Below are 21,805 nucleotides of genomic sequence, written 5' to 3'. Positions count from 1 at the left end.
AACTCGAGCGAGTCCCCAACGATGGCTAAAAAGAAATCCGCCGCGCAACACGTCGACGCACCCGAGGCCGCACCGCCTCGAGTGAAGGTCGACGCCGAGAACCCGAAGCTATCCAAGGCGATGCTCGAGCGGTTGCTATGGCTCAACATGCAACGGCGTACCCTCGAGTCCGAAACTCGCAAGCTGCGAACCGAAGAGGACCAACTTCGCGACGTGGCTTTCGCCTGGCTGGAAGAGCGCGGCGTGAAGAGCGTTAAGAAGTTCGGGATTCGCGTCGGTCAAAAGATCGGCCGAGCCTACGTCGCCTGGCAAAAGGCGTTCATTGCCGAATGCGGTAGCGAAGCGGCCGACAAGTTGGCCGCGTCCGCACCGAAGTCGGTTTCCCTCGAGATCGTCCGTGAGGCCTGAACTTGTCGACTCCGATTCGATGGACGTTTGCCGCGATCGCTCTCGATAGCGCTCTGATCGCTCTGCCGTGGATCAAGCGTCACGCTAGGATCTACGCCGACGACGATGATTCGTATTTAACCGAGTTCCTCGTCCCGGCTGCCGTCGAGACGGTGGAACGCGATACGGGTTTGCGAGTGAATCCCGTCACCGCGGCGGCCGAGCTGCCGGCCGGGACGCGATCGGTCCGGCTGCCGGCGTCGCCGTTCGTTTCGGCCGTGGTGAAAGCGGTCGACGACGACGACAACGAAACCGTGATCGCCGGATCGACTCACGACGGCAAACGGCCGGGCGTTCTCGAGATCCCGGCGATCGCATCCGCTCACAAGGCTATACGCGTCGCTGTGACATTCGGACCGCAGCCACCCGCGCCGACGGTCCGGATCTTGATCGCGACTCTGGTCGCTCACTGGTTCGAGCATCCCGAAGCCGTCACGGCCGACGGCGACGCGAACGAGGTGCCGCTCGGCTATCAACACCTGGTCAAGTCGTTGCAACCCTTTGCCGATGGCGTGCGAGTCGTGGGGGGCGAGTGATGGACTACGCGAGTATCGGAAGCGTGCTAAACGCTTTGATCGACATCAAGGGCAAGCTCTGGGAGGAGCAAAAGCTCGTCTACAAAATGACGAGCTGGTTTCGACCGTTCACGAAACTGCGTCAACGCCGGTTGCTGAAACGATACGAACGGCAATTCGAGGACGCTCTCTATGACTACGACTGTTTCCAAGAGATTCGCCTCAAATGAAGTTCCTCGAAAACGTCTTGATGGTCTACCTATCAATCGGCATGTTTACCGCCGCCGCGTTTCATCTCGTTTTCGGTGAAGCCGACGGATCGACGCTCGCGAGCGTTTTGGTCTTTTGGCCGGTGTATTGGTTCATGGCGATCGTGTTCGCGGCGGCGGCTGCCGGAGCGCCGTACTAATGTCCCAAAGCAAACTGCGACGCGAAGGCGGCGACTTTCGGATAGGCCGATTGCGTGACGCCGTCGACGTGCTATCGCCGACGCGAACCGAAAACAATTCGACCGGCGAGATCGAAACGACGTGGTCGGTCATCCTGTCGAAGCTGCCGGCACACGTCCGCGCCCTGCAGGCGGAACGCGGTCGGCAAGTCGTCAGCGTGACGCGTTTGGAAGTGACGATTCGCTATCGCCAAGACTTGACCGGCGATCTCGAACGCCGGCTCTTCGTCGACGGTCAGCAATGGCGAGTCACGGCAACGATCGATCCGGATCGTCGTCGTCGGTTCTTGATCATCACGGCCGTTCGCATGGATCTCGTCGACGAGGGCTCCGGATCATGATCCAAGTGCAATTCGAAATTGACGAGGCGGCGTTCGCTTACGTCGACAAGCTCGAGGCGTCGCTGCGTGCCGGCGTGCTCAATGACGCGGCCGAGTCCGCCGGCGAGATCGTCGCGGCGGATGCGAAACCTCGAGTGACCGCCCCGGGCTATCGCGGCGACAAGGCCGGATTGAAACCGCTTCGCGATTCGATCTACGTCGTTGTGCGTGAGTATCGCACGGTTGTGATCGCTCTCGTCGGCGGTGCCTGGCCTGAAGGAGCACACGGCCACCTCGTCGAGAACGGCCATATCCAAAAGCTGCAGAACGGCGGAACGATGCGAGTCCCGCCGCATCCGTGGCTACGGCCGGCCGTCGAGGCGACGCGATCGCAGCAAGCCGCCGCGATCGAATCACGACTTAAACAAGCGGCCGAGGGGATTCGATGAACGGACCGATCCGAGCAATCCGAGCGATCATTCTTGGCAATGCGGCATTGGCGGCGAAACTCGCGACGCCGGCGGCATTAGGCGGCGGTTTCGCGGTGCGGCCTGGTTCGACCGCCATCGATGACAGACCCCCCTACGTGCTGCTGTGGAAGATCGACGACCGGCCTGTCGAGGGCCTGACCGGTCCGACGGTTTTGCGTGAGGCGATCGTTCAAGTCGAGTCGTACTCGCCGAACAAATCGGAAGCGGCGGCGATCGCGGCGGCGATCCTGTCGGCCGTGCAATCGTTCGGCCGTGGAAACGCCGACGACGTATGGGTCGCGTCGATAACTGAAAGAGACTCGAACTCTCGCGAAGAACCCGACCCGCTCGGCGGCGAAACTCTGTTAGCCGTCGAACAAACGGACTTTCGGATGTTCTATCGCGATAACAATCCGCCGACCCTTTAGAGATGAGCCCCGTCGATGGTTCCTGATACCGGCCAACTTGCGACCGCCGTTTTTGCTATTCACGCCGACGACGGCGGCGGAACGTTTCAAGCTCGAATGAAACAGATCGGCGAGCTGCAGCGCACGATCGACGCTCTCGAGACGTCGCACCTGACCACTGAAGACGAGAAGAGTTATATCCCCGGCGATCTCGTCGAGCCTGGCGAAATCGAGATGGAGTTCTTTTGGAACGGTGCCGCCTTGCCGCCGGACGCTCGCGTTCGTGCGACGTTGACGGTGACTCTGCCGGCGGCTCCGGATCAATCGGCGGCCGCTAGCTGGGTCGCGTCTGGTTTCTTCACGCTGCGATTGCTTCCGTCCGCGCAGCTCAACACGATCATGATGGGCAAGACCAAATTCAAGCTCGACGGCCAAGCCACGGCCGACGGCGGAACGAAGTTCACGTTCACCCCGGCGACCGTCGCTTAATCAGCTCGCCTTCACTGACTCGATTCTCTTTCCATCCTAGGAACTTTCCCAATGACTTCAGACGAAACCATCGCCGACGTGTCGACGGCCGACGAGCTCGAGCAGATCGCGGCGACGCCGACGGCCGCCGCATCGCAAACGCCGGTTGATCCGCCGGTGATCGTCGAAACCGACTTGGTCGACGATTCAATCTCGATCGAGATCACCGAGCGTTTCGGATTCCGCAACGTGCGGGGCAAACCGAGGCGAGTCCCGACGGGTCACCTGAACGTGATCGTTGACGGAAAGATGCACGCGTGGACGATGGCAGCCGGCGGGCCGATCTTCGCTCTGGCCGAGTTTCTTCCGGACGAAATCCCGCAAGTCGTCGAGGCGGTGCGGAAGTTCACGGGCGAAGAGTCGCCTCGAGAGTTCTATTCGAACGACACGCCGTCGCAAGCCGAGATCGACAAGCTGACCAACAAGCGATAAGCGATCACGCTGGAAGCCTGTTTTCAATTCCGTCAATTCATCCTTAGCAATTTCAAACAATGTCCGAAGCAACCGAAACCCAAACTCTCGGCCGTGCCGAGCTCGACCAACTCGCAAAGCCTCGTTATGGATCGTTCACGTTGCCGACCGGGGCGCGGATCGTGTTCATGTCGCTGCGTCGCAGCGTGCTCTACGCGATCGACGCCGGCGTGTTTGATTCCGAAGGGAATCAGGTCGAGGGACGCCTTCGTGAGCGTCCTGCCCGCATCCTGGCGGCGTGCTTGTGTGATTCCAAGGGTGCCCGGTTGTATCGCGATGACGAATGGGAACGCGTCGACAACTTGCCGCCGGACGTGTTCGAGCCTCTTTGGGCGGCCGTCCGCAAGCATCTCGGTTTTGACGACAAGGCGGCCGACGACGAGGCGGCGGACTCGGCAAAAAACTAATCCGATCGCCCCGGATTCGCTTCGCGTTCCGGTTGGCGATCGCTCTGGGTATCCCCGACCCGATCGAGTGGATTGATTCCGTCGAGCCGGCCGTAATTGACCGGTGGCTCGAGTTCGATCGATTCGAACCGATCCCGTCGCCGTGGCTGCAGTCGGCGACGATCGCGGCGGAAGTCTACCGCGTCGCGTCATGGATCGCCGCAAGCAACGGCGAGAAGCTCGACGCGAAGCGTGTGGCCGACTTCATGCCGAAAACCGCCGACGCGTCCGACGGCCGTGCGAGCATGACCACGGATCAAATGGCGGCGTGGGCCGCGTCCATGGTCAAACTGAGGTAGCCGGCAATGTCAAAAACCGTCGAAGCATTCAATTACCGGATCGGGCTCGACGTCTCGAAACTGCAGGCCGGCGGGATCATCACGAAGCGCGAGCTATCGCAGCTCCGGCGTGACTTCTATCGCCTGCAGGAACCGGCCGAGCAATCGGCGGCGACGGTGAAGCGTTTGACGGACGCCTTCCGCGTCGGCGCGATGGATCAAAAGACCTACGCGACGGCAATGGAGCGGATCACCGCTCGGCAACCCGAGGCGATCGCAGCTCGCAAGGCCCAGACGGCCGCCGAGACCGACGCGGCCGCTATCCGTCGCAAGCTGATGACCGACGACGAGCGGTACCGCGCCGAGCAGCTCCGGATGATCGACATGATCAACCGGGGCAACCTGACGCGAGCGGAGGCGACGCGACACCTGAAGGAATACAAGTCGCAACTGCCGAGCGTGGTCGCGGCCGAGCGGGAACGCGTCGCGGTCGAAAAGGAAGCGTCGGCCGTTCGCCGTCGCCTGCAGACCGATTCGGAACGCTACGCCGACGAGGTGCGGAGGATCCGAAATCTGGTCGACCGTGGAAGCCTGACGCAAAGCGAAGCGACTCGGCACCTACGCGAGTATCGTTCGCAGCTACCGGCCGTCGTCGCGGCCGAGGAGCGACGGGCGGACCTGCAACGGCGCGGCGCCGCGCTGACGGACCGCTACGCAACCGCGTCGGAACGCCTGACGCGGGAGCTGCGAGAGGAACGTCGCGAACTCGATCGACTGCGCAAAGCCGGAGCGATCGACGAAACAACATTCCGACGCGGCGTCGCCGACATCGCCCGACGCGGTGCCCCACAACGTCCGGACTCGCCGTCCAAGCCAAAGCTACGCGACGAGATCGACAACATGCCGATGATCGGCGGCCTGGCGGGGCGAGGTGCTTCGCTGGTTCGCATGGGGCCGGCCATTGCAGGCTTGGCGGTTGGGCTCGGCGCTGCCTACGGTGCGTATCGCTTAGCCTCGTCCGCAGCGAGCGCGTTTAGCCAAAGCGTAGCCGAGCAAGCCGATCTCGTTGTGAAAATGGATCGATCAGCCCGAATGCTAGGCACTTCGGTGCAAGACTACGCGGCGATTCAATTCGCCGCGTCGCAAAACGCTGGAATGTCGGCCGACCAAACGATGGTGGTTGTCACAAAACTTTCAGCCAAGATCAGCGAGGCGGCTGCCGGCGGCGGCGACGCGTTAGCTTCAATCCAAGCTCTCGGCCTCGACGCGTCTAAACTGGCCCTAGAAGATCCCGCGATCGCCTTTCGGCAAATTGTCCAAGCGGCTAGCGAGGTCGCCAATCCGATCGACCGTGCTAGGATCGCGGCGAAGCTGTTCGAGGAGGAGGGCCTTGCGCTTGCCGATGTTTTGGCTGGCGGTGCAAAGGGCCTTGATGACGCCAAGAGGGCAGCCGATCGCTATGGCCTAACGGTCAATGACGTTCAGTCGCTTGGACTCACTAACGCGGTCGATTCCGTTGGCGAGCTGCAAGCTATCTGGGACGGATGGGCTAGGCAAGTCACGGTTGAGTTTGCACCTGCGGTGACGGCGATCGCCCAGACGATAAGCGGCATGGCACCGATGGCGGGCGAGATGGGAGGCGGCATTACGCAAGCGGCTGACTCAGCCGTCGAGCTCGCTGCCTACATGGCGGAAACGTCGGTCTACGTTACTCGATTCACGAGATTGCTTTACGAGGCGGGCACTAGAGACATTATTGGATTGGGCGTCGCCATCGCGAAAGCGTTCGAGCCCGTTACCGTCGGCGATGACATTCGAAACAACTACCTGGCGGCAAAGAAAGCAGCGGAAGAGGGTGCAGCCAAACGGAAGGAAGAAGCGGAGGCATCGAGACAAATCGCCGCCGAGCAAGTGGCCGCCAAGCAAAACGCCGCCAAGGTTGTGAATCCTGAAGTCGACAACTACGCCGAAGAACTTCGGCAACTGAAGGAACGCAATCGCGAGCTGACGCTCGGCGCGGAAGCGTCAGACGCTTATCTACTCAAAAACGCCGAGATCGACGAACCGATCAAACAAGAGATTGCGGCACTCCGAGAGCGGAACAAAGAGCTCGAGAACGCTCAAAAACTGCGAGACCAAGAGAACTCGCTGCGTGATCAAGTCGAAAAGGCGAAGATTGCCGAGCAGCTCAGAAACATGAATCCGCGTCTATCCGATCGCGATTCCGAAGAGCTTGCGGGATTACAACAACAGGGCGCGACCCCAGAGCAATTGCAACGAACGTTCGAAATGCGTCGTGAGCTCGAGCTGATCGAACAACGCAATAAAGCAAGGGACACTGAACGTGATCGGCTCAAAAGCCTAGCGGCCGAAGCCGCCAAGATCACCGAGACGCAGCGCGGACCGGTCGCACAACTGGCGACCGAACTAACCGACTTGCACGAAATGCGAATGCGGAACCTCTTGACCGAGGCCGAGTTCGAAGCCGCCAAGCGTAACGCCGCGATGCAATTCGTCGACATCCCCGACGACCTGGCAACCGCCGGCGGCGACATCACCGACGGCTCGCAAGTCTACGCCGCAATGGTCGACGATCAAAACGTGTTGCGAAAGAACGAAATCGAGCAAGCCGAAGCCGATCGCCTCGAGGCCGCCGCGATGCGACTCGCCGGCATCGAGCAGCAACGAGTTAACCAAGCGATCGAAGTCACCGCTCAGATGCAACAACAAGCCGCCCTGGCCGAACGCATCGCCGGCGGCGACGCGATCGCCAACCGGTCGACCGAAGCGACGACAACCAAAACGGCGGCCGAAGCCGCCGGCGGCGACGTGTTCGAACGGATCGCGATCGCGAGCGAGCAAGCAAGCTCGGCCTTGTCTCAATGGCAAATCATAGGAGTCTGAAAAATGGCAAAGGTCAAACACGCTCGCTACGGCGATCGCACTTCGAGCGAGTCCGACAAGGATGGCAAGAGCACTCGCAAGTTCACCGGCGTTTGGGACGTCCACCTCGATTCAAACGACCCTGATCCGATATCCGGATTCGAGGTCCTGCGAATCCCCGGCGTGCCGATCCCAGGCTATTCGGTCTATTCGCCGCGTCCGGGTTTCGTTGTCCCGTTCACAATCTGCCGATCCGCAACGCCGAACCCAGTCCAAGGAAGCCGCCGTTATTGGCAAGTCGCTTGCACGTTCGAAATGATCGGAAGCAAAGAGCAGAAAGAGCAACCCCAATCGGCCGACCCGTTCTCGCTCGCCCCGACGGTCGAGCCGTTCGTTGAAACGACCGATCACGTCATGTGGTACGACTACGACGGAAACGAGATCGTCGACGTGTTCGGCGACCTGTACGCCGAACCCGTTCGCGCACCCATCACGCTGAAAGGCGTAACGGTGAACCGATACGTGAGTTCCTATGACGAGCACACGCTCGGCAATTGGCTAAACGCTACGAATGATGACGACTGGCGAGGCCAACCTGAAGACGCTTGGATGATCCGAAGCGTAAAAGGCCAAGAGGTCGAGTTTGGAACCTACACGATCGGGCAGCTAACTTTCGAGATCCTATCGCACCCCGTCGAGTTCAAGGTCTCGATGGGAGGAGCCGCACCAAAGAAACACCGAACCGGATGGCTCGCCGTCCGGGCCGCTCGATCGAACACGTTCCTTGATACCGAAGGCGATCGCGTTCCGTTCCGTCGCGAGAAAGCCGGCTCGCCCGTGTCGATGACTTGGCTCGACATGGACGGACACCCAAGCGAGGAAATGCTCTTTCACGCGTTTCGAACACGACCGCAAAAAGACTTCGACGAGATCGCCTAACATGCCTGCAGTCTACGGATTCGCCGACCAACAAACGGCCGAAACGCTAAAGCGGATGGCCGTCGGTTCACCGGTCGACATCGACGACGACGAACTCGACGACGTGATCGGATGGGTTCTCTTCACGCCGCCGAGCGGAATCCCAGCACTCGAAACCGAAACGAAGGAAACGGAGATCCCGTCGGCCGAATGCGAAGCGTGGGCTCTAGTCGAAGTCGGCGACGTGGTTCATCGCCGGCCTGTAAAGAATCCCGACGGCGAGCACTATATGATTCGCGTCGCAAACATGGCCCCCGAAGCGATCGCCGGCGGAAAGTTCATCCGAGCGAGCCGAGTCGTCGGCGGCGCTTTGCTGATCGACTACGCGCCGTGCTAAACGGGTCCGTCTCGGTCTAAATTAGTTCCGGAAAACCCGCGTTTTCTCACGCGGCGGCCGCACAAGTCGAAAAAACGGCCGAATTTCAGCGACCACCCCCCCCCTCCCCAAAACCTGCGGGTTTTTTTTCCGAGTTACTACGTGCGGTCTACGCCAAAATGGCAGCCAGAAAAGACGGGGGCGTCGCCGCCGCCGGGTGGGGGTCTCTCCGGTGCAGGCGGTGGTTGCCGCCGTGAACGCGTTGCACGCTTCACCGGTGCAGATGATGGTTAACGTATTCCGAACGCTTTAGCGTCGATCCCGCAACTCTCTCGCGTTCCTAAGAATCGCAACCAGCTCGCCATGCCCGTCATCGCGAACACCAAGCTCGTAGAGGACGTTCGCGACCGTTTCCGCGAATTTCTCGAATCGCTCGAGCCGATCCGCCGTCTCTTTGAGGCTGCCGAACATAACCGGAACATCGCGGAGAGCTGCGGCCAATTCACGAAGTTTGTCGGCGTCGGATGGCTCGGCGACGGACTCGCTCGTTTGGCTCATTCTTTCCGAAGCTTCCGAGCCTGATTCAAAAGTCGGACGATCTCGGAATCACCCGCGTCGCCGGCACCCCAGGCGGAAACGATCTCCTCTACGGAATCGAGAAAGTTTTCAAGATTCTCGATTCTGGTCGCGATCGCCTCGAGGTCGTCGACGTCGCCGTCGTCGGTTCCGAACATGATCGGAACGCCGCGAAGCAGCTCGGCGATCTCGCGAAGTCGATCGGGATTGCTGGTCTCAACGAAATCTTCCGATTCGTCGCTCATGAGTGGATTCCGAAGGGGGCGGGGTGAAGGACCGGATTCGTCTAAGTCTACACCGGACTGTCGATCCGGAGGTTGCGGGTTCGAGTCCCGTCCGCGTCGCTTTTGAAGCCCGTTGTAACATTTTGTTACGACGGGTTTTTTTGTGCCTGTGCTGGGAGATCAAGCGACAGCAGTGAATCCATTGGATTCAAAACACCTACCCTTGGTTTCCGATGAAGTAATAGTTCAAGAAGCTTTGGCGCTCTTCCGCGGGCGTCTTGGCCAATTCGACCATGCCGTACAAGCGTTGCTGATCGCGGCGAGTCTTCTCGTTCAGCTTATCGTTGTCACGCAGCGTATCAGGCAGGTCAGAGATCACATCAAAGCATTCCGGCGGGCGCGGGCCGGCGACGACGCCGTGGCGGTCGAGCATCGCGATCGCGGTTTCCAATCGATGGTCGTGCGGACTGACGCGTTGCAAGTGTTGATTGATCCAATCGAGTCCGTATGCCTGACATCGATCGGCGTGCTCGGTCAACACGTACATCAACGAATGATAGAAGTTTGCATCGGGGTTGGCCCATTGAATGAACTGCATTTGCGTCATCAAGTCGGCTTGGTCGTATAACCACAAGCATCGACTCGGCTTTCCATCGCGTCCGGCACGGCCGATTTCTTGGTAGTACGATTCGATCGATCCGGGTGTTTCGGCGTGAACGATCAATCGGATGTCTTCCTTATCGATGCCCATGCCGAACGCAGGCGTTGCCAAAACGGTCGCGATGTCGCCACGCATGAATGCGTTTTGCATTGAGCGACGTTGCCCACGTGACAGATCGCCGTGGTAAGTTGCGTGTTCGACATTCGACTTCGTCAATAGGTCGCTAAACCGCATCAACGTTTTGATCAACGAGAAATAGACGATCGTCGAGCCGGGTTGGTCGGCCATCGCGTCGCGTAGATGTTGCCACTTTTCGTCCTCGTCGATCACCGGTTCGATATCAATGTGCAGGTTAGGTCGGTCGATACCTTCGTGGAACAGTCGGATATCCGAGGGTGCGATGCCCAATTGCCGGTAGATGTCTTGGCGACATTCCGCCGTCGCCGTCGCGGTCAACGCGATCGTGGTGGGGTTGCCGAGGATATGACGAATCTCGGCGATGCGAGAATAGTCCGGACGAAAGTCGTGTCCCCATTGGCTGACGCAGTGGGCTTCGTCGACGGCGAGCAGTCGAACGTTCCGTCGGCCGATCATCTCGACAAATTCCGGTTTGCGAAACCGTTCAGGGGTGACGTAGAGCAACCGATATTTGCCGCCGCTTAATTCCGCTTGCCGTGCCTCGCGGGTGGTCCGATCGAGTGACGAGTTAATCAGGGTCGCGTCGACACCGCGTGCGACGAGCGCGTCGACTTGATCTTGCATCAGCGCCACCAAAGGCGACAGAACCAACGTCAAGTCACCTTGATCCGGCCGGAACATCAAGGCGGGGATCTGATAGCACAGTGACTTGCCGGCCCCCGTCGGCATCACGACCATCGCGTGCTCACCCCGGATGACGCGGTCGATCACGTCGGCTTGGCAACCGCGAAAAGATTCGAACCGGAAATGCTCACGGAGTACCGATAAAGGGCTGAATTTTGAGTTCATCGGGCGATCGTATCATCGTGTTATGGGGGCATCAATTCCTTGACATCCATCGACCCCGCCACTAGCATGAAGTCAGCGGGGCGTTAAACCCCGCTCCCGCCTGCCTTCCCACCTTTTGGCTACCGTTGATCGGCACTGTGAGCTGATCGCGGATCGGCGATGATTTTTCAAGCCAACGCACTCTGCCTGGAAGGAAATTCGTCGTGATTTCTTGCAATTCCGTTACCGTTCGCCTGCTGTCGTTGTTCTTTTTGCTGGCTTCGGTAGCGTTCCTAAACGCGGACGAATCCGCCGATTCGAAGCCCACCGATTCGAATGCCGTCCCCGGCGCGGTCGACCGTCCGGTCAGCTATCACACGGAGATCGTGCCGATCTTTCGGACGCACTGTTTCGGTTGTCACCAAAACGCCAAACAGCTCGGCGAATACCGGATGACGGAATTTGCCGATTTGGTCCGTGGCGGAGAGACCGGCCAAGCGGCGATCGTTCCCGGCGATGCCGAGGCGAGTTATCTATACACACAAATCGTGTCGCACGATGGCGTCGCCGAGATGCCCAAACCCCCTCGCAAGCCGTTGCATCGGACCGAAGTGGAATTGATCGGCCGTTGGATCAATCAAGGTGCCAAGAACGATTCACCCGAACCACAAGGCCCTCGGTATTCGGCCGACGATCCGCCACATTATGCGGGACCTCCGACGCTGCCTTCACTGGACGTTTCACCGGTCGATGCCAACTTGGTCGCCGTGGCCGGCTATCACGAATTGGTGTTGTTGAACATCAATGACAAATCGATCGACGGCAAATCGATCGTCCGCCGCTTGGTCGGCTCGAGCCCTCGGATCAATTCGGTTCGCTTTTCGCCAGATGGCAAACGCGTGGCCGCTGCGGGCGGAACTCCGGGTGAACTCGGCGAACTGCAAATTTGGGACGCCGAGTCGGGGGAGCTTTTGTTGTCCAAGTACCTGACCTACGACACCTTAACCGGCGTCTCCTGGTCACCCGATGGTAAACTTGTTGCGATCGGCGCGAACGACAAAACGGTTCGCGGTCTCGATTCAACGTCCGGTGAGCAGGTCTTCTATCAGGGTGCTCACGAAGATTGGATCCGCGACACCGTCTTTACCAACGACGGCAGCCACATCGTTTCGGTGGCCCGTGATATGTCGTGCAAGTTGACCGAGGTCGCCACGGAACGTTTCATCGACAACGTGACTTCGATCACACCGGGGGCTTTGTCGGGCGGTCTGTCGAGCGTCGCGATTCATCCTCAACGGGACGAGATCATCGTCGGGGGGGCCGACGGTGTGATGAAGGTCTATCGGGTCTTTCGACAAACCAAACGTCAAATCGGGGACGACGCGAACCTTGTTCGCAACTTCCCCAAGATGGACGGGCGGATTCGTCAAGTTGCGATCAACGCCGCCGGATCACATGTTGCCGCGGCAGCCACCATTGACGGGCATTCGGAGGTTCGTGTTTGGAGGTGCGACTTCACGGGTGAACTTTCCGACAAAATGAAAGGCATCTTGGGAAAACGGGTGGCCGACCGCTCGGCCGAGGAAAAGAAATTGGTGCTCGAATCGGGCAATTCGCCTATCGACCAAACTTTGCGTTTCGAAGTCACCAATGCTGCGGTTTACGCGTTGGACATTTTTGACGATGGAGCGGTTGTTTTCGCCGCCAACGACGGAAAGATTCGACGTCTCAGCCCCGCCGGCGAACTGGTCGGCGAGTTTTCCTTGTTCGACGCACTGCAGACTTCGTCAGAATCGTCTCAATCCAAACACGTCTCGGTCGCAGCATCAGATTTCGATGCTGCGAAATGGGTCGACGCCAACTCAGTCGATAAGGCGAATCACTCAACAGGGAATGCCGCTCCGGTATCCGATGAGATCACTGCCGCGCGTAAGCCGGTTTCGTTCGCGTTGACTCCCGAGCGCATCACGTTGAGCTCGCCCTACGATTACGTACAACTGGTTGCCGTGGGCACGCTTGCCGACGGCTCGACGATCGATGTCACCCAACACCTTCAGTTCGATGAGTCCCCCAACCTGCGCGTTCAGTCGGGCGGTTTGGTGCGACCGGTCGCCGACGGATCGGGGCAATGGACCGTTCAGGTCGCCGGACAGAAACATACGATCCCGTTTGAAATAAGCGGACAATCTAACTTTGCCGTCGATTTCGTCCGCGACGTCAATCCGGTTTTGTCGCGGTTGGGATGCAACCAAGGAACTTGTCACGGTGCTCAAAAAGGTAAGAACGGTTTCCGTTTATCGCTGCGTGGTTACGACCCGATCTTTGACATCCGCGCGTTGACCGACGACCTGGCCGCCCGGCGGATCAACCCGGCGGCACCGCAGGACTCGATGATGCTCCGCAAGCCGTTGGGGATCACTCCACACGAAGGCGGCACGCTGATGAGCGTGGGAGATCCCTATCATGCGGTGCTGCGTCGTTGGATCGCCGACGGATCGAAGTTGAATCTGGAAACGCCACGAGTTGCTTCAATCAAGATTTCGCCCGAGAACCCGGTCGTCGATTCGGTAACCGATCGCCAACAAGTTCGCGTCGTGGCGACGTATACCGATGCGAGCACGCGAGACGTGACCCGCGAGGCGTTCATCGAGAGTGGCAACACGGAAGTCGCCACTTCCATGCCCGGCGGCGTGTTGCAAGCGGTTCGCCGTGGCGAAGCCCCCGTGCTAGCTCGTTTCGAAGGTGCTTATGCGGCGACGACATTGACGGTAATGGGAGATCGTACGGGTTACCAAGAGACCGAACCGGAAACTTGGAACCGGATCGATGAATTGGTCGCCCAGAAATGGAAGCGGATGAAAATCGTCCCCAGCGAATTGGCCGATGAAGCGACTTTCCTTCGCCGAGTATATTTGGACCTGACCGGATTGCCCCCGTCGAGTGACACCGTCCGGGCGTTTTTGGCCGATCCCACGCCGACGCGTGTTAAGCGAGCGGCGATCGTTGACCAGTTGATCGGTAATCAAGCCTACGTCGAGTACTGGACGAACAAATGGTCGGATCTATTGCAGGTCAACCGCAAGTTCCTCGGCGTCGAAGGCAGCAAGAAGTACCGCGATTGGATTCGTGCCGCCGTGCAAGAGAACGTGCCTTACGATGAATTTGCAAGGCAAATTCTGACCGCGTCGGGCTCGAACAACACCAACCCGCCAGCCTCGTATTACAAAGTTTTGCGAACGGCCGAAGACACGATGGAGAACACGACGCATTTGTTCCTGGGCATTCGGTTCAATTGCAACAAGTGCCACGATCACCCGTTTGAACGCTGGACCCAAGATCAGTACTACGAAATGGCTGCTTTCTTTGCCAAAGTTGATCGCAAGATGGATCCGGAATCGAAGGGCAAGAAGATCGGCGGCACGGCCGTCGAAGGGGCCACACCGTTGTACGAGATTATCGACGATACGGCCACGAGCGAGATATTGCATGCTCGCACGGGCAAAGACGTGATGCCCGCGTTCCCTTACGAACTCAAGTCGGTGCAACCTGCCGGCGATGTGACTGGACATTCGACGGCTGAATCCGCAGCCGAATCAGTGACTTCCGTCGAGCGTCAACCGAACCAAGAAACGCTCACGTCGGCGACCGATCCAGCCACCACCCGGCGTGAGCAACTTGCGGACTGGATGACCGATCCAGGCAACCCCTACTTCGCTCGTTCGTACGTCAACCGAATCTGGGGCTATCTGACTGGGGTCGGTTTGATCGAGCCGATCGATGATATTCGAGCTGGCAACCCGCCGACCAATCCGGAGTTGTTGAATTACCTGACCGATGAGTTCATCGCCTCTGGGTTTAATTCGCGGCACATCGTTCGTATGATCGCTCATTCGCGGACCTACGGATTGTCGGTCGAGTCGAACCCGCTCAACGAAGACGATCATCAGAATTACTCTCACGCAACGCCGCGTCGTTTGCCCGCCGAAGTGATTTACGACTCGGTGCATGCGCTGACCGGCGCGATCAGCAACATCCCCGGGATGCCGGCTGGCACGCGCGCCGCCGCTGCCACCGATTCGGGCGTTTCGCTGACGGACGGGTTCTTGGCCAACTTGGGCCGCCCGGTTCGCGAAACCGCTTGCGAATGCGAGCGGACGACGGACTTGCAACTCGGTCCCGTGATGGCCTTGATCAGCGGCCCGACCATCGGATCAGCGATCAGCGATCCCAAGAACGAACTCGAAAAGATCATTGCCGAAAACTCGACCGCTCAAGCCGTCGCCGAAGAAATCTTCCTGCGGGCCTTGGGGCGGATGCCGACGTCGATCGAAGTCGATGCGTTCGTAACCATGAGCGGACAACTTCAGTCCGATCACGATCAGTTGGTGACCCGATTGAACCAAGCCGAAGCGGATTGGAAGAAGGAATTCGAAGCACTCGAATCGAAACGCAACTCATCGCTCGCTGAAGTGAAGAAACAGATTTCCGATCGCCAAGCCGAGATCGCCGACGCGCGAGCCGAATTAGAGAAAACTCGTCTGACCGCGATCGCGGATGCGGAAGCCAAGTTAGCCAAGACCCGCGAAGGCATCCCCAAAATGATCGATGACTGGGTCACCAAACTTCACGGCGAAGCGAATCCCGAATGGTTCCCGATCGCTCCAAACGCTGTTGCCGGAAGCAAAGATGTGGCACTGACGGTTCAGCCAGACCGCAGCATTCTCGCGTCGGGAACGGCGGCGAAGGGGACCTATACCCTGGATTTCGAAACCTCGCTTCAAGGGATCACCGGATTCCGCGTCGAAGCAATTGCTGATCCGGCTTTACCACGCGGTGGACCGGGGTTGGCTGGCAATTTTGTTGTGACCGAAATTGCGGTTCATGCCGGACACGATCCGCAAGCCAAACCGAACGATTTACCGCTGGCCAAGATCGTCAAAGGGAAGGCGGACTTTTTACAAAGTGGTTTTGCGATCGAGCCGGTGTTCGATGGCAATGCCGGCAACCAAAACGCATGGGCGGTTTCGCCGGCGATCACACGCGACCACTGGGCGACGTTCCAGTTCGAGAAACCCATTCAAAGCGACAGTAACGCAAAGACCCGCTTGCGGTTCGTTATTTCGCATAACCACAGCGCCGCCAACCATCTGCTCGGTCGTTTCCGGATCAGTCTGACGACGCACCCAAGCGACATTCCGCTTTCGGCCACCGAGTCGTTATCGATCGCGGCGTCGACGCCGACCAAAAACCGAAGCGAAACGCAAACCAAGTTGCTGAGCGAATACATCGAGTCGACCGATGCCACGATCCAGGCCGCCGTGGCCACAGTGGCGACGGGCAAACAACCGGTTCCACCGGATGAGCTTCTGACACAGTTGCAAACGCGTCAAAAGCAACTCGAAGTCGTCACCCCGATTGATGCTGATCTCGTGCTCTTGCGTGAGAACGTTGGGCGAAGTCAAACGCAACTGAAAAACAACAGGCTCACGGCGGCTGAAGATCTCGTCTGGGCGTTGGTGAATTCCCCCGCGTTCTTGTTCAATTATTGATCTGAGACGTCTTGTTCTGAGATGTCATCTTGCGGGGCGAGTTCGTGATCGGCTCCATCGAACACCTCACGAACCTTGCTCGCTAACTCGCCGGGTAGGAAAGGTTTTTGTAGCAACGTATCGCGGCCACTGCGGATGACTTCTTGAATGAAAAGATCATCGCTGTAGCCGCTGATGTAGAGAATCAACAGTTCCGGCTTCTTCGATCGCAACGCATCCGCCAATTCTCGTCCGCTCATGTTGGGCATCATCAAGTCGGTCACCAGCATATCGATTTTCTCTGGCGATTTCGAGAACCACTCGATGGCTTCACTTCCGCCGGACGCAGCGAATACTTGATAGCCATGTGCTCGAAGGGTTCGCTCACAAAGGGCGCGGATCGCTTGTTCGTCTTCGACAAGTAGGATGAATTCTTTTCCACCTTCGATTGCACGCGAAGAAGACGCAGCGGTTGCCGTCTGCGGCGACGCCTCTTTGAGATAGATGCGAAAGGAAGCGCCTTTTCCTGGGGCCGACTGGACATCAATTTGTCCGCCCGATTGCGCAATGATTCCGTGAGCGACCGACAGACCCAGACCGGTTCCTTTCTCGCGTTCCTTTGTCGAGAAAAACGGCTCAAAAATTTGGGTCTGCAACGACTCCAGGATGCCGATCCCTTGATCCGTTACCGTCAATTCAATGTACTTTCCTGGACTTAAGGTGCCCGTCGTTGTGGAATGCGGCGAATCGAAGTTGACCGACCGCGTTGCGATGGTGACGATGTCCCCTTTCTGGGACGCGTCTCGCGCGTTGACGGTTAGGTTGAGAATCACTTGATCGATCTGGATCGGATCGGCTTCGATGAAACAGGCCGTCGGGGCGAGTGCCAGTTCCACCGAAATCTCTTGCCCAACAAGCTTCCTCAAGAGCGCTGCGGATTGCATGACGACTTGATTCAGATCAAGAACCTGCAGTTCAACCATCGCTTTGCGACTGAACGAAAGCAACTGACGAGTCAAACGCGTGGCGCGGTCGGCGGCGTCTCGGATAGCGTACAGCGAATCTCGAACGTCGGGTGGCTCAGTGATCTGGTCGACTAAAATGCGACAATAGCCATTGATGACAGTCAGTAGGTTATTGAAGTCATGGGCAACGCCCCCCGCCAGTCGTCCGACGGCTTCCATCTTTTGCGATTGTCGGAGGTGATCTTCCAAGCGTCGACGATCGGTGATGTCCTGTGAAATACCGATCAGTCGGATCGCCCCGTCTTGATCTGAAATCGTTCTGCCGCTCGAAGAAATCCAGCACTCACCGCGTTCGGGGTGATCGATTCGAAATTCAGCGTGATAATCACTCTTGTTATCTATGGCCAGTTTGGAAGTGTTTCTCACGTAGTCGCGATCTTGGTCGACGATCGATTCCAATGAGTTGGCGAGTGCCATCGGTTCGTTCGGGTCGATACCCCAGAGAGAGTACATTTCGGGCGACCACCACGCTTGATCGGTTCGCAAGTCCCAATCCCAAACGCCCCCGCCCGCACTTCGAAGAGCCAGTCGAAGGCGTTCTTCGCTCAAGCGAAGTTCATCTTCGATTTGTTTTTGAATGGTGATGTCTTGGTCAAACCCGTCCACCTGAATCAAACGGCCGTTTTCATCTCGAGCCGCGCGAGCGGCACTAAGGATCCAGATTTTACTGCCGTCGGTCCGATTGGCTAGAAACTCGTTTGAGAAGCCATCTCCGCATTGCATCAACGCATCGACCCGATCGATAGCGATCTTGCGGTCGGCGGGATCAAGGCGATCGAGGATGTTTTGAAACGAGGGGACTGTCGTATTCGGATCGAAACCAAACAGATTGTAAATCGCATCGGACCACCAAACCCGATTCGAAACCGGTTCCCAGGTCCAACTTCCCATTTTGGCGATTAACTGCGCGTGATCGAGTCTTTGCTGAATGGATCGCAATCTTTCTTGGTCACGCTTGCGGGTGGTGATGTCGGCAACATAGCCTTGCCAAAGAATCGAGCCGTCTTCTTGCCGTGTCGGTACCGAGCGGCCTTCGACCCAGATTTCCTCTCGCCCAGGGCGGCAAACGCGATATTCACGTTCCCAGAGTGTCATTGTCCGCGTTGATGCTTCAATCGAGTCAAGGACATCCTGCACATCGTCCGGATGAATTCTTTTGAAAATCGATGAAGCATCGTGTCTCAACTCTTCCTTCGACAAATCGTAGATGGATTCGATGAGTGACGAACAGAATGGCATGCTGAACGAGCCGTCAGGCCATGATTGAAACGAGCAGATGATGACGGGGACCGCTTCGACGATCGACGCGAGTCGATCTCGCTGGATTCTTAGTTGCTTTTCCGCTTCCTTTTGTTGTGTGATGTCTCTCGAGATCCCGATCAGTCCGATCACATTGCCGAACTGATCCCGATACGGAACCTTTGTCGCCAAAAAAACAGTCGTCGAATTCTCGATCGTCAGAACCTCTTCGGCGGTATCCGCTTCACCGGATTCCATGATTCGTCGATCGCGGTCTTTCAGCTCCGCAGCGCTTTGGGCATCGAAAACGAAGTGGTCGTCCCGGCCGATCACGTCTTCAGCTCGTTTATTGACTTGCGCGGCGGCAGCCCGATTGAACATCAAGTAGCGACCGTTGCGATCTTTTACAAACACCGCGTCGGTCGTCCCATTGATGACCGCGTGGGCGAGTGAGTTCGCGCAGCTGAGTCGCTCTAGTTGTTGTCGCATCAGCAGGTAGATGATGGCCGCCGACACGCCGACAAAGAACAGACCCTTGCACGACGAAACGAGCGAAGCCCGCACGTCAACAATCTCGCTCCAAGCCATCAAGACGTCCGACGTCAGAATCCATACGACCCCAAAGAGCAGATAGAACCCTGACACGCGAAGTGGGACATGTTTCGAAGGATCTACCATGGTCCCGAAGGTCCCGTTAAAAAAATCGACAGTTCCGATGCGAGCGGTACTCTCTGCCCCGAAGGCACCGTCGCGATCGGAACTGTCGTGTTTGGTTACCCCAATCATCGGCTATGATTCGAAATAAGTGGGTGGCGATTTTACGCCAATTGGTCAGAAATTTGTTTTCAATGTTCTCGGCGATTGGTAGCGTCTGGCCGAAACTATTGGCGAGTTTCGCTATCCGAAAATTTAAACTCGACGAAGCAATAACGCTTTGTCTAGATTTAACTTTAGGGTTCGCAACATTAGCCGTTTGGGCGCTAGCCTGGCCTGCTAAAAGTTTGGGGTTGCGGCGGCAATGCGATTGCGCAAGTTTAGTTCCTCGGAGCTAATACCGAGATCTTCTTTTCTGGCGGTGTGAACTCCTGGCTTGAGTTGTTCCCACTTCCATGCAGTGCGCCTGTGAAGGCGATTGAATTATCGGGTGAAAGTCCTGATCGGGGAAACCGTTACCGCCCCGTAGCCAATGGTAACTGCGTTTTCAACAGAAAGGGTGGAGAGCAACCAAAGGCGAATGAATAGTCCGTAACGATCGTGAACTCGATTCGGCCGAACCTGTCGGGGAGCTGTCTGGCAAATAGTGAACCTCTGATCCCAAGCATCGGCACAAAGATGACTAAAAGGTCTGTCCAATGTTGTTGGACTGTCGATGGGACGGCTTGCACGGTGACTGAACCTGGTAACGTGCCAAACTGAGGCAAGCGAAATGGTAATGCGGTGGTTGGAGACGGAATGTTCAGAAGTTCAATCGAGATAAGCAGGGATACCTCGGCGAGCAGCAGACCTTCAGGACGCTCAGCCGAGGAGTCAGAGCCTCCATAGTAGTGACGACCATCGGGAACCAAACCCGATGCGAGCGAAGGGAGGTAGGAAAGTGGATGCGAGAAAGACCATGCAATCGAAACGTAAATCGAAAGACTACATCCCGGTGACAGTGCCCTTTTCGGCGGAATCCCCGTCGGCGAAGGCTAGCCGTGCTGGAGAACTTGATGAGAAATCAACAATTGAGATTTCTGATTGGGCGAAAGCGAGCGTATGGACCAACCGCATGTTGAACGCACTCACCGTAGGAGTGCGAGGAGGTAAATGGCACGCCTTAATCGATAAGGTGTACAGTGAGCTGAACCTGTTTGCATCGGCCCGCAAGGTCGTTGGCAAAAAGGGTGCAGCGGGAGTGGATCGGCAAAGCACCGAAGATTTCAGCGAAAACGAACGGGCCGAACTTAGACGGCTAAGCGATGAACTGAAGTCGGGGACGTATCGCCCACAAGCGGTCCGACGCGTGCAGATTCTCAAGCTAGGTAGCAGTCAAACGCGGCCCTTGGGCATCCCGACTCCCGACGGTTCGAGACCGAGTCGTGCAAACGGCACTGGTCAATGTCATCGAGCCGATCTTCGATAACGAATTTCATGATAGAAGTTTCGGCTTTCGTCATGGGCGTGGTTGCCATGATGCACTGCGAGTTGTCGAGGAGTTATTGGAGTCCGATCATGTCTTCGTCGTCGATGCTGACCTGCAAGGTTACTTCGACACGATTCCGAAAGACCGCTTGTTGGCTCTGGTCGGCGAGAAGATTTCGGATCGTCGGGTATTGGAGTTGGTGAAGCGTTTCCTGGATCAATCGGTCCTGGAAGAACTTCGCGAGTGGACGCCTGAGAGTGGCGTTCCGCAAGGGGCTGTACTTTCCCCGCTACTTTCGAATCTGTACCTCAATGAACTGGATCATCGGATGGCCGGCCTTGGCTACGAGATGGTTCGGTATGCTGACGACTTTGTGATCCTGTGTCGTAGTCAGGAACAAGCGGAGTTAGCCCTTGAGGAAGTCAAACGCTTCGTTGCCGAAGCAGGTTTGACGTTGCACCCTGAGAAGACTCACATCGTTGACAGTCGTGAAAAGAGTTTCGAGTTTTTGGGTTACTCCTTTCGAGGGAAGCTTCGTTTTCCTCGCTCGAAAAGTCATCGCAAGATGACTGACCGAATCCGACAGTTGACACCTCGAAAATCGGGCCAGCCGCTTGAATCGACGATTGCCGAAATCAATCGGGTGACGGTGGGCTGGTTCGCTTACTTTCGGCACTGTACGTGGAACATTTTTGACAAGTACGATGGAATGATCCGCAAACGGTTGCGTCGGCAGCTTCTGAAACGTCATCGGACGAATCCAGAGCGATTATGCCGTACGCATCGTTGGCCCAATGCCTATTTCAGCGAGCGTGGCTTCCGAAGTCTGCGGGCGGCCCACACTCGTTACGTTCAATCCGTGATTGACCACTAACTGGAGAGCCGTGTGCGGGAAAACCGCACGCACGGTTCGGAGGGAGGGGAGTCCGGCTCAACCGGACTTCCCTACCCCTATCG

Annotated in this window: 21 protein-coding genes and 1 tRNA gene; 18 read left to right on the top strand and 4 right to left on the bottom strand. The window is 57.7% G+C overall.

What is annotated here, in order from left to right; all coding sequences use genetic code 11:
- Positions 1–21: 21 nt before the first annotated feature.
- The 14 genes from Pla100_RS25080 to Pla100_RS25015 are packed head-to-tail and all read left to right on the top strand — an operon-like array spanning position 22 to position 8,528.
- Entirely contained in the window at positions 22–408 is a 387-nt protein-coding gene (locus tag Pla100_RS25080) for a hypothetical protein (protein WP_146581301.1), read from the top strand.
- A 2-nt stretch (positions 409–410) separates the two neighbouring features.
- Positions 411–983 (top strand): head-tail connector protein, encoded by a 573-nt coding sequence (locus Pla100_RS25075; RefSeq protein ID WP_146581299.1) that lies wholly within the window; start codon positions 411–413, stop codon positions 981–983.
- On the top strand, positions 983–1,192 hold the full coding sequence (locus tag Pla100_RS25070; protein ID WP_146581297.1) for a hypothetical protein: 210 nt from the start codon (positions 983–985) through the stop codon (positions 1,190–1,192). The genes Pla100_RS25075 and Pla100_RS25070 overlap by 1 nt, the downstream gene beginning before the upstream one ends.
- Positions 1,189–1,371 (top strand): hypothetical protein, encoded by a 183-nt coding sequence (locus Pla100_RS25065; protein ID WP_146581295.1) that lies wholly within the window; start codon positions 1,189–1,191, stop codon positions 1,369–1,371. The genes Pla100_RS25070 and Pla100_RS25065 overlap by 4 nt, the downstream gene beginning before the upstream one ends.
- Complete coding sequence (locus Pla100_RS25060; protein ID WP_146581294.1) at positions 1,371–1,751, top strand: phage head closure protein; 381 nt, start codon at positions 1,371–1,373, stop codon at positions 1,749–1,751. Before Pla100_RS25065 ends, Pla100_RS25060 begins: the two co-directional genes overlap by 1 nt.
- On the top strand, positions 1,748–2,179 hold the full coding sequence (locus Pla100_RS25055; protein WP_146581292.1) for an HK97 gp10 family phage protein: 432 nt from the start codon (positions 1,748–1,750) through the stop codon (positions 2,177–2,179). Before Pla100_RS25060 ends, Pla100_RS25055 begins: the two co-directional genes overlap by 4 nt.
- A complete protein-coding gene (gene gp17 / locus Pla100_RS25050) occupies positions 2,176–2,628 on the top strand; it encodes a tail completion protein gp17 (RefSeq protein ID WP_146581290.1) in 453 nt (150 codons plus the stop codon). The genes Pla100_RS25055 and gp17 overlap by 4 nt, the downstream gene beginning before the upstream one ends.
- Positions 2,629–2,643: 15 nt before the next feature.
- A complete protein-coding gene (locus tag Pla100_RS25045) occupies positions 2,644–3,096 on the top strand; it encodes a hypothetical protein (RefSeq protein WP_146581288.1) in 453 nt (150 codons plus the stop codon).
- Between the two features lie 51 nt (positions 3,097–3,147).
- Positions 3,148–3,567: a hypothetical protein gene (locus tag Pla100_RS25040; protein WP_146581286.1), complete on the top strand. Its 420-nt coding sequence runs from the start codon at positions 3,148–3,150 to the stop codon at positions 3,565–3,567.
- 59 nt (positions 3,568–3,626) lie between these two features.
- Positions 3,627–4,013: a hypothetical protein gene (locus tag Pla100_RS25035; RefSeq protein WP_146581284.1), complete on the top strand. Its 387-nt coding sequence runs from the start codon at positions 3,627–3,629 to the stop codon at positions 4,011–4,013.
- 32 nt (positions 4,014–4,045) lie between these two features.
- A complete protein-coding gene (locus Pla100_RS25030; RefSeq protein WP_146581282.1) occupies positions 4,046–4,351 on the top strand; it encodes a phage tail assembly protein T in 306 nt (101 codons plus the stop codon).
- A 6-nt stretch (positions 4,352–4,357) separates the two neighbouring features.
- On the top strand, positions 4,358–7,234 hold the full coding sequence (locus Pla100_RS25025) for a hypothetical protein (protein WP_146581280.1): 2,877 nt from the start codon (positions 4,358–4,360) through the stop codon (positions 7,232–7,234).
- A 3-nt stretch (positions 7,235–7,237) separates the two neighbouring features.
- Positions 7,238–8,152: a hypothetical protein gene (locus tag Pla100_RS25020; RefSeq protein WP_146581278.1), complete on the top strand. Its 915-nt coding sequence runs from the start codon at positions 7,238–7,240 to the stop codon at positions 8,150–8,152.
- Position 8,153: 1 nt separating this feature from the next.
- Positions 8,154–8,528, top strand: coding sequence for a hypothetical protein (locus tag Pla100_RS25015; RefSeq protein ID WP_146581275.1), 375 nt, complete (start codon positions 8,154–8,156; stop codon positions 8,526–8,528).
- Between the two features lie 288 nt (positions 8,529–8,816).
- Here the strand turns inward: Pla100_RS25015 and Pla100_RS25010 are convergent, their stop codons facing one another.
- Together Pla100_RS25010 and Pla100_RS25005 are read right to left on the bottom strand one after the other, a co-directional pair.
- Positions 8,817–9,065 carry a MoaD/ThiS family protein gene (locus Pla100_RS25010; RefSeq protein ID WP_146581273.1) on the bottom strand — a complete coding sequence of 83 codons (249 nt, stop codon included), beginning with the start codon at positions 9,063–9,065 and terminating at the stop codon, positions 8,817–8,819.
- The gene (locus Pla100_RS25005) at positions 9,062–9,328 is read right to left on the bottom strand and encodes a hypothetical protein (RefSeq protein ID WP_146581272.1); all 267 of its coding nucleotides are present in this window, start codon (positions 9,326–9,328) and stop codon (positions 9,062–9,064) included. The genes Pla100_RS25010 and Pla100_RS25005 overlap by 4 nt, the downstream gene beginning before the upstream one ends.
- A gap of 15 nt (positions 9,329–9,343) precedes the next feature.
- Here Pla100_RS25005 and Pla100_RS25000 point away from each other — a divergent pair.
- Positions 9,344–9,427: transfer RNA gene (locus Pla100_RS25000), tRNA-Asp, on the top strand.
- A 97-nt stretch (positions 9,428–9,524) separates the two neighbouring features.
- Here Pla100_RS25000 and Pla100_RS24995 read toward each other — a convergent pair.
- Positions 9,525–10,955 carry a RecQ family ATP-dependent DNA helicase gene (locus Pla100_RS24995; RefSeq protein ID WP_146581270.1) on the bottom strand — a complete coding sequence of 477 codons (1,431 nt, stop codon included), beginning with the start codon at positions 10,953–10,955 and terminating at the stop codon, positions 9,525–9,527.
- A gap of 203 nt (positions 10,956–11,158) precedes the next feature.
- On the opposite strand from Pla100_RS24995, the gene Pla100_RS24990 reads away from it, so the two are divergent.
- Positions 11,159–16,483, top strand: coding sequence for a DUF1549 domain-containing protein (locus tag Pla100_RS24990; protein WP_231603571.1), 5,325 nt, complete (start codon positions 11,159–11,161; stop codon positions 16,481–16,483).
- Here Pla100_RS24990 and Pla100_RS24985 read toward each other — a convergent pair.
- Positions 16,477–19,404: a PAS domain-containing protein gene (locus Pla100_RS24985; protein WP_197168215.1), complete on the bottom strand. Its 2,928-nt coding sequence runs from the start codon at positions 19,402–19,404 to the stop codon at positions 16,477–16,479. The two genes, Pla100_RS24990 and Pla100_RS24985, sit on opposite strands and share 7 nt — an antisense overlap.
- Before the next feature lie 934 nt (positions 19,405–20,338).
- On the opposite strand from Pla100_RS24985, the gene Pla100_RS31925 reads away from it, so the two are divergent.
- Together Pla100_RS31925 and Pla100_RS24980 are read left to right on the top strand one after the other, a co-directional pair.
- Positions 20,339–20,848 (top strand): reverse transcriptase family protein, encoded by a 510-nt coding sequence (locus Pla100_RS31925; protein WP_231603568.1) that lies wholly within the window; start codon positions 20,339–20,341, stop codon positions 20,846–20,848.
- Positions 20,805–21,722, top strand: coding sequence for a reverse transcriptase domain-containing protein (locus Pla100_RS24980; protein ID WP_231603566.1), 918 nt, complete (start codon positions 20,805–20,807; stop codon positions 21,720–21,722). Before Pla100_RS31925 ends, Pla100_RS24980 begins: the two co-directional genes overlap by 44 nt.
- Positions 21,723–21,805 lie beyond the last annotated feature (83 nt).

The organism is Neorhodopirellula pilleata, from assembly GCF_007859915.1.
In the GTDB taxonomy this organism is placed as follows: Bacteria; Planctomycetota; Planctomycetia; order Pirellulales; family Pirellulaceae; genus Rhodopirellula; species Rhodopirellula pilleata.
This window is presented reverse-complemented; position numbering and strand designations above follow the sequence as displayed.

Bases quoted from the DNA above. Each gene is read 5' to 3' on its own strand.
- Pla100_RS25080 (WP_146581301.1), top strand. From the start codon at position 22: ATGGCTAAAAAGAAATCCGCCGCGCAACACGTCGACGCACCCGAGGCC.
- Pla100_RS25070 (WP_146581297.1), top strand. From the start codon at position 983: ATGGACTACGCGAGTATCGGAAGCGTGCTAAACGCTTTGATCGACATC.
- Pla100_RS25065 (WP_146581295.1), top strand. From the start codon at position 1,189: ATGAAGTTCCTCGAAAACGTCTTGATGGTCTACCTATCAATCGGCATG.
- Pla100_RS25060 (WP_146581294.1), top strand. From the start codon at position 1,371: ATGTCCCAAAGCAAACTGCGACGCGAAGGCGGCGACTTTCGGATAGGC.
- Pla100_RS25055 (WP_146581292.1), top strand. From the start codon at position 1,748: ATGATCCAAGTGCAATTCGAAATTGACGAGGCGGCGTTCGCTTACGTC.
- gp17 (WP_146581290.1), top strand. From the start codon at position 2,176: ATGAACGGACCGATCCGAGCAATCCGAGCGATCATTCTTGGCAATGCG.
- Pla100_RS25045 (WP_146581288.1), top strand. From the start codon at position 2,644: ATGGTTCCTGATACCGGCCAACTTGCGACCGCCGTTTTTGCTATTCAC.
- Pla100_RS25040 (WP_146581286.1), top strand. From the start codon at position 3,148: ATGACTTCAGACGAAACCATCGCCGACGTGTCGACGGCCGACGAGCTC.
- Pla100_RS25035 (WP_146581284.1), top strand. From the start codon at position 3,627: ATGTCCGAAGCAACCGAAACCCAAACTCTCGGCCGTGCCGAGCTCGAC.
- Pla100_RS25025 (WP_146581280.1), top strand. From the start codon at position 4,358: ATGTCAAAAACCGTCGAAGCATTCAATTACCGGATCGGGCTCGACGTC.
- Pla100_RS25020 (WP_146581278.1), top strand. From the start codon at position 7,238: ATGGCAAAGGTCAAACACGCTCGCTACGGCGATCGCACTTCGAGCGAG.
- Pla100_RS25015 (WP_146581275.1), top strand. From the start codon at position 8,154: ATGCCTGCAGTCTACGGATTCGCCGACCAACAAACGGCCGAAACGCTA.
- Pla100_RS25010 (WP_146581273.1), bottom strand. From the start codon at position 9,065: ATGAGCCAAACGAGCGAGTCCGTCGCCGAGCCATCCGACGCCGACAAA.
- Pla100_RS25005 (WP_146581272.1), bottom strand. From the start codon at position 9,328: ATGAGCGACGAATCGGAAGATTTCGTTGAGACCAGCAATCCCGATCGA.
- Pla100_RS24995 (WP_146581270.1), bottom strand. From the start codon at position 10,955: ATGAACTCAAAATTCAGCCCTTTATCGGTACTCCGTGAGCATTTCCGG.
- Pla100_RS24985 (WP_197168215.1), bottom strand. From the start codon at position 19,404: ATGGTAGATCCTTCGAAACATGTCCCACTTCGCGTGTCAGGGTTCTAT.
- Pla100_RS31925 (WP_231603568.1), top strand. From the start codon at position 20,339: ATGCAATCGAAACGTAAATCGAAAGACTACATCCCGGTGACAGTGCCC.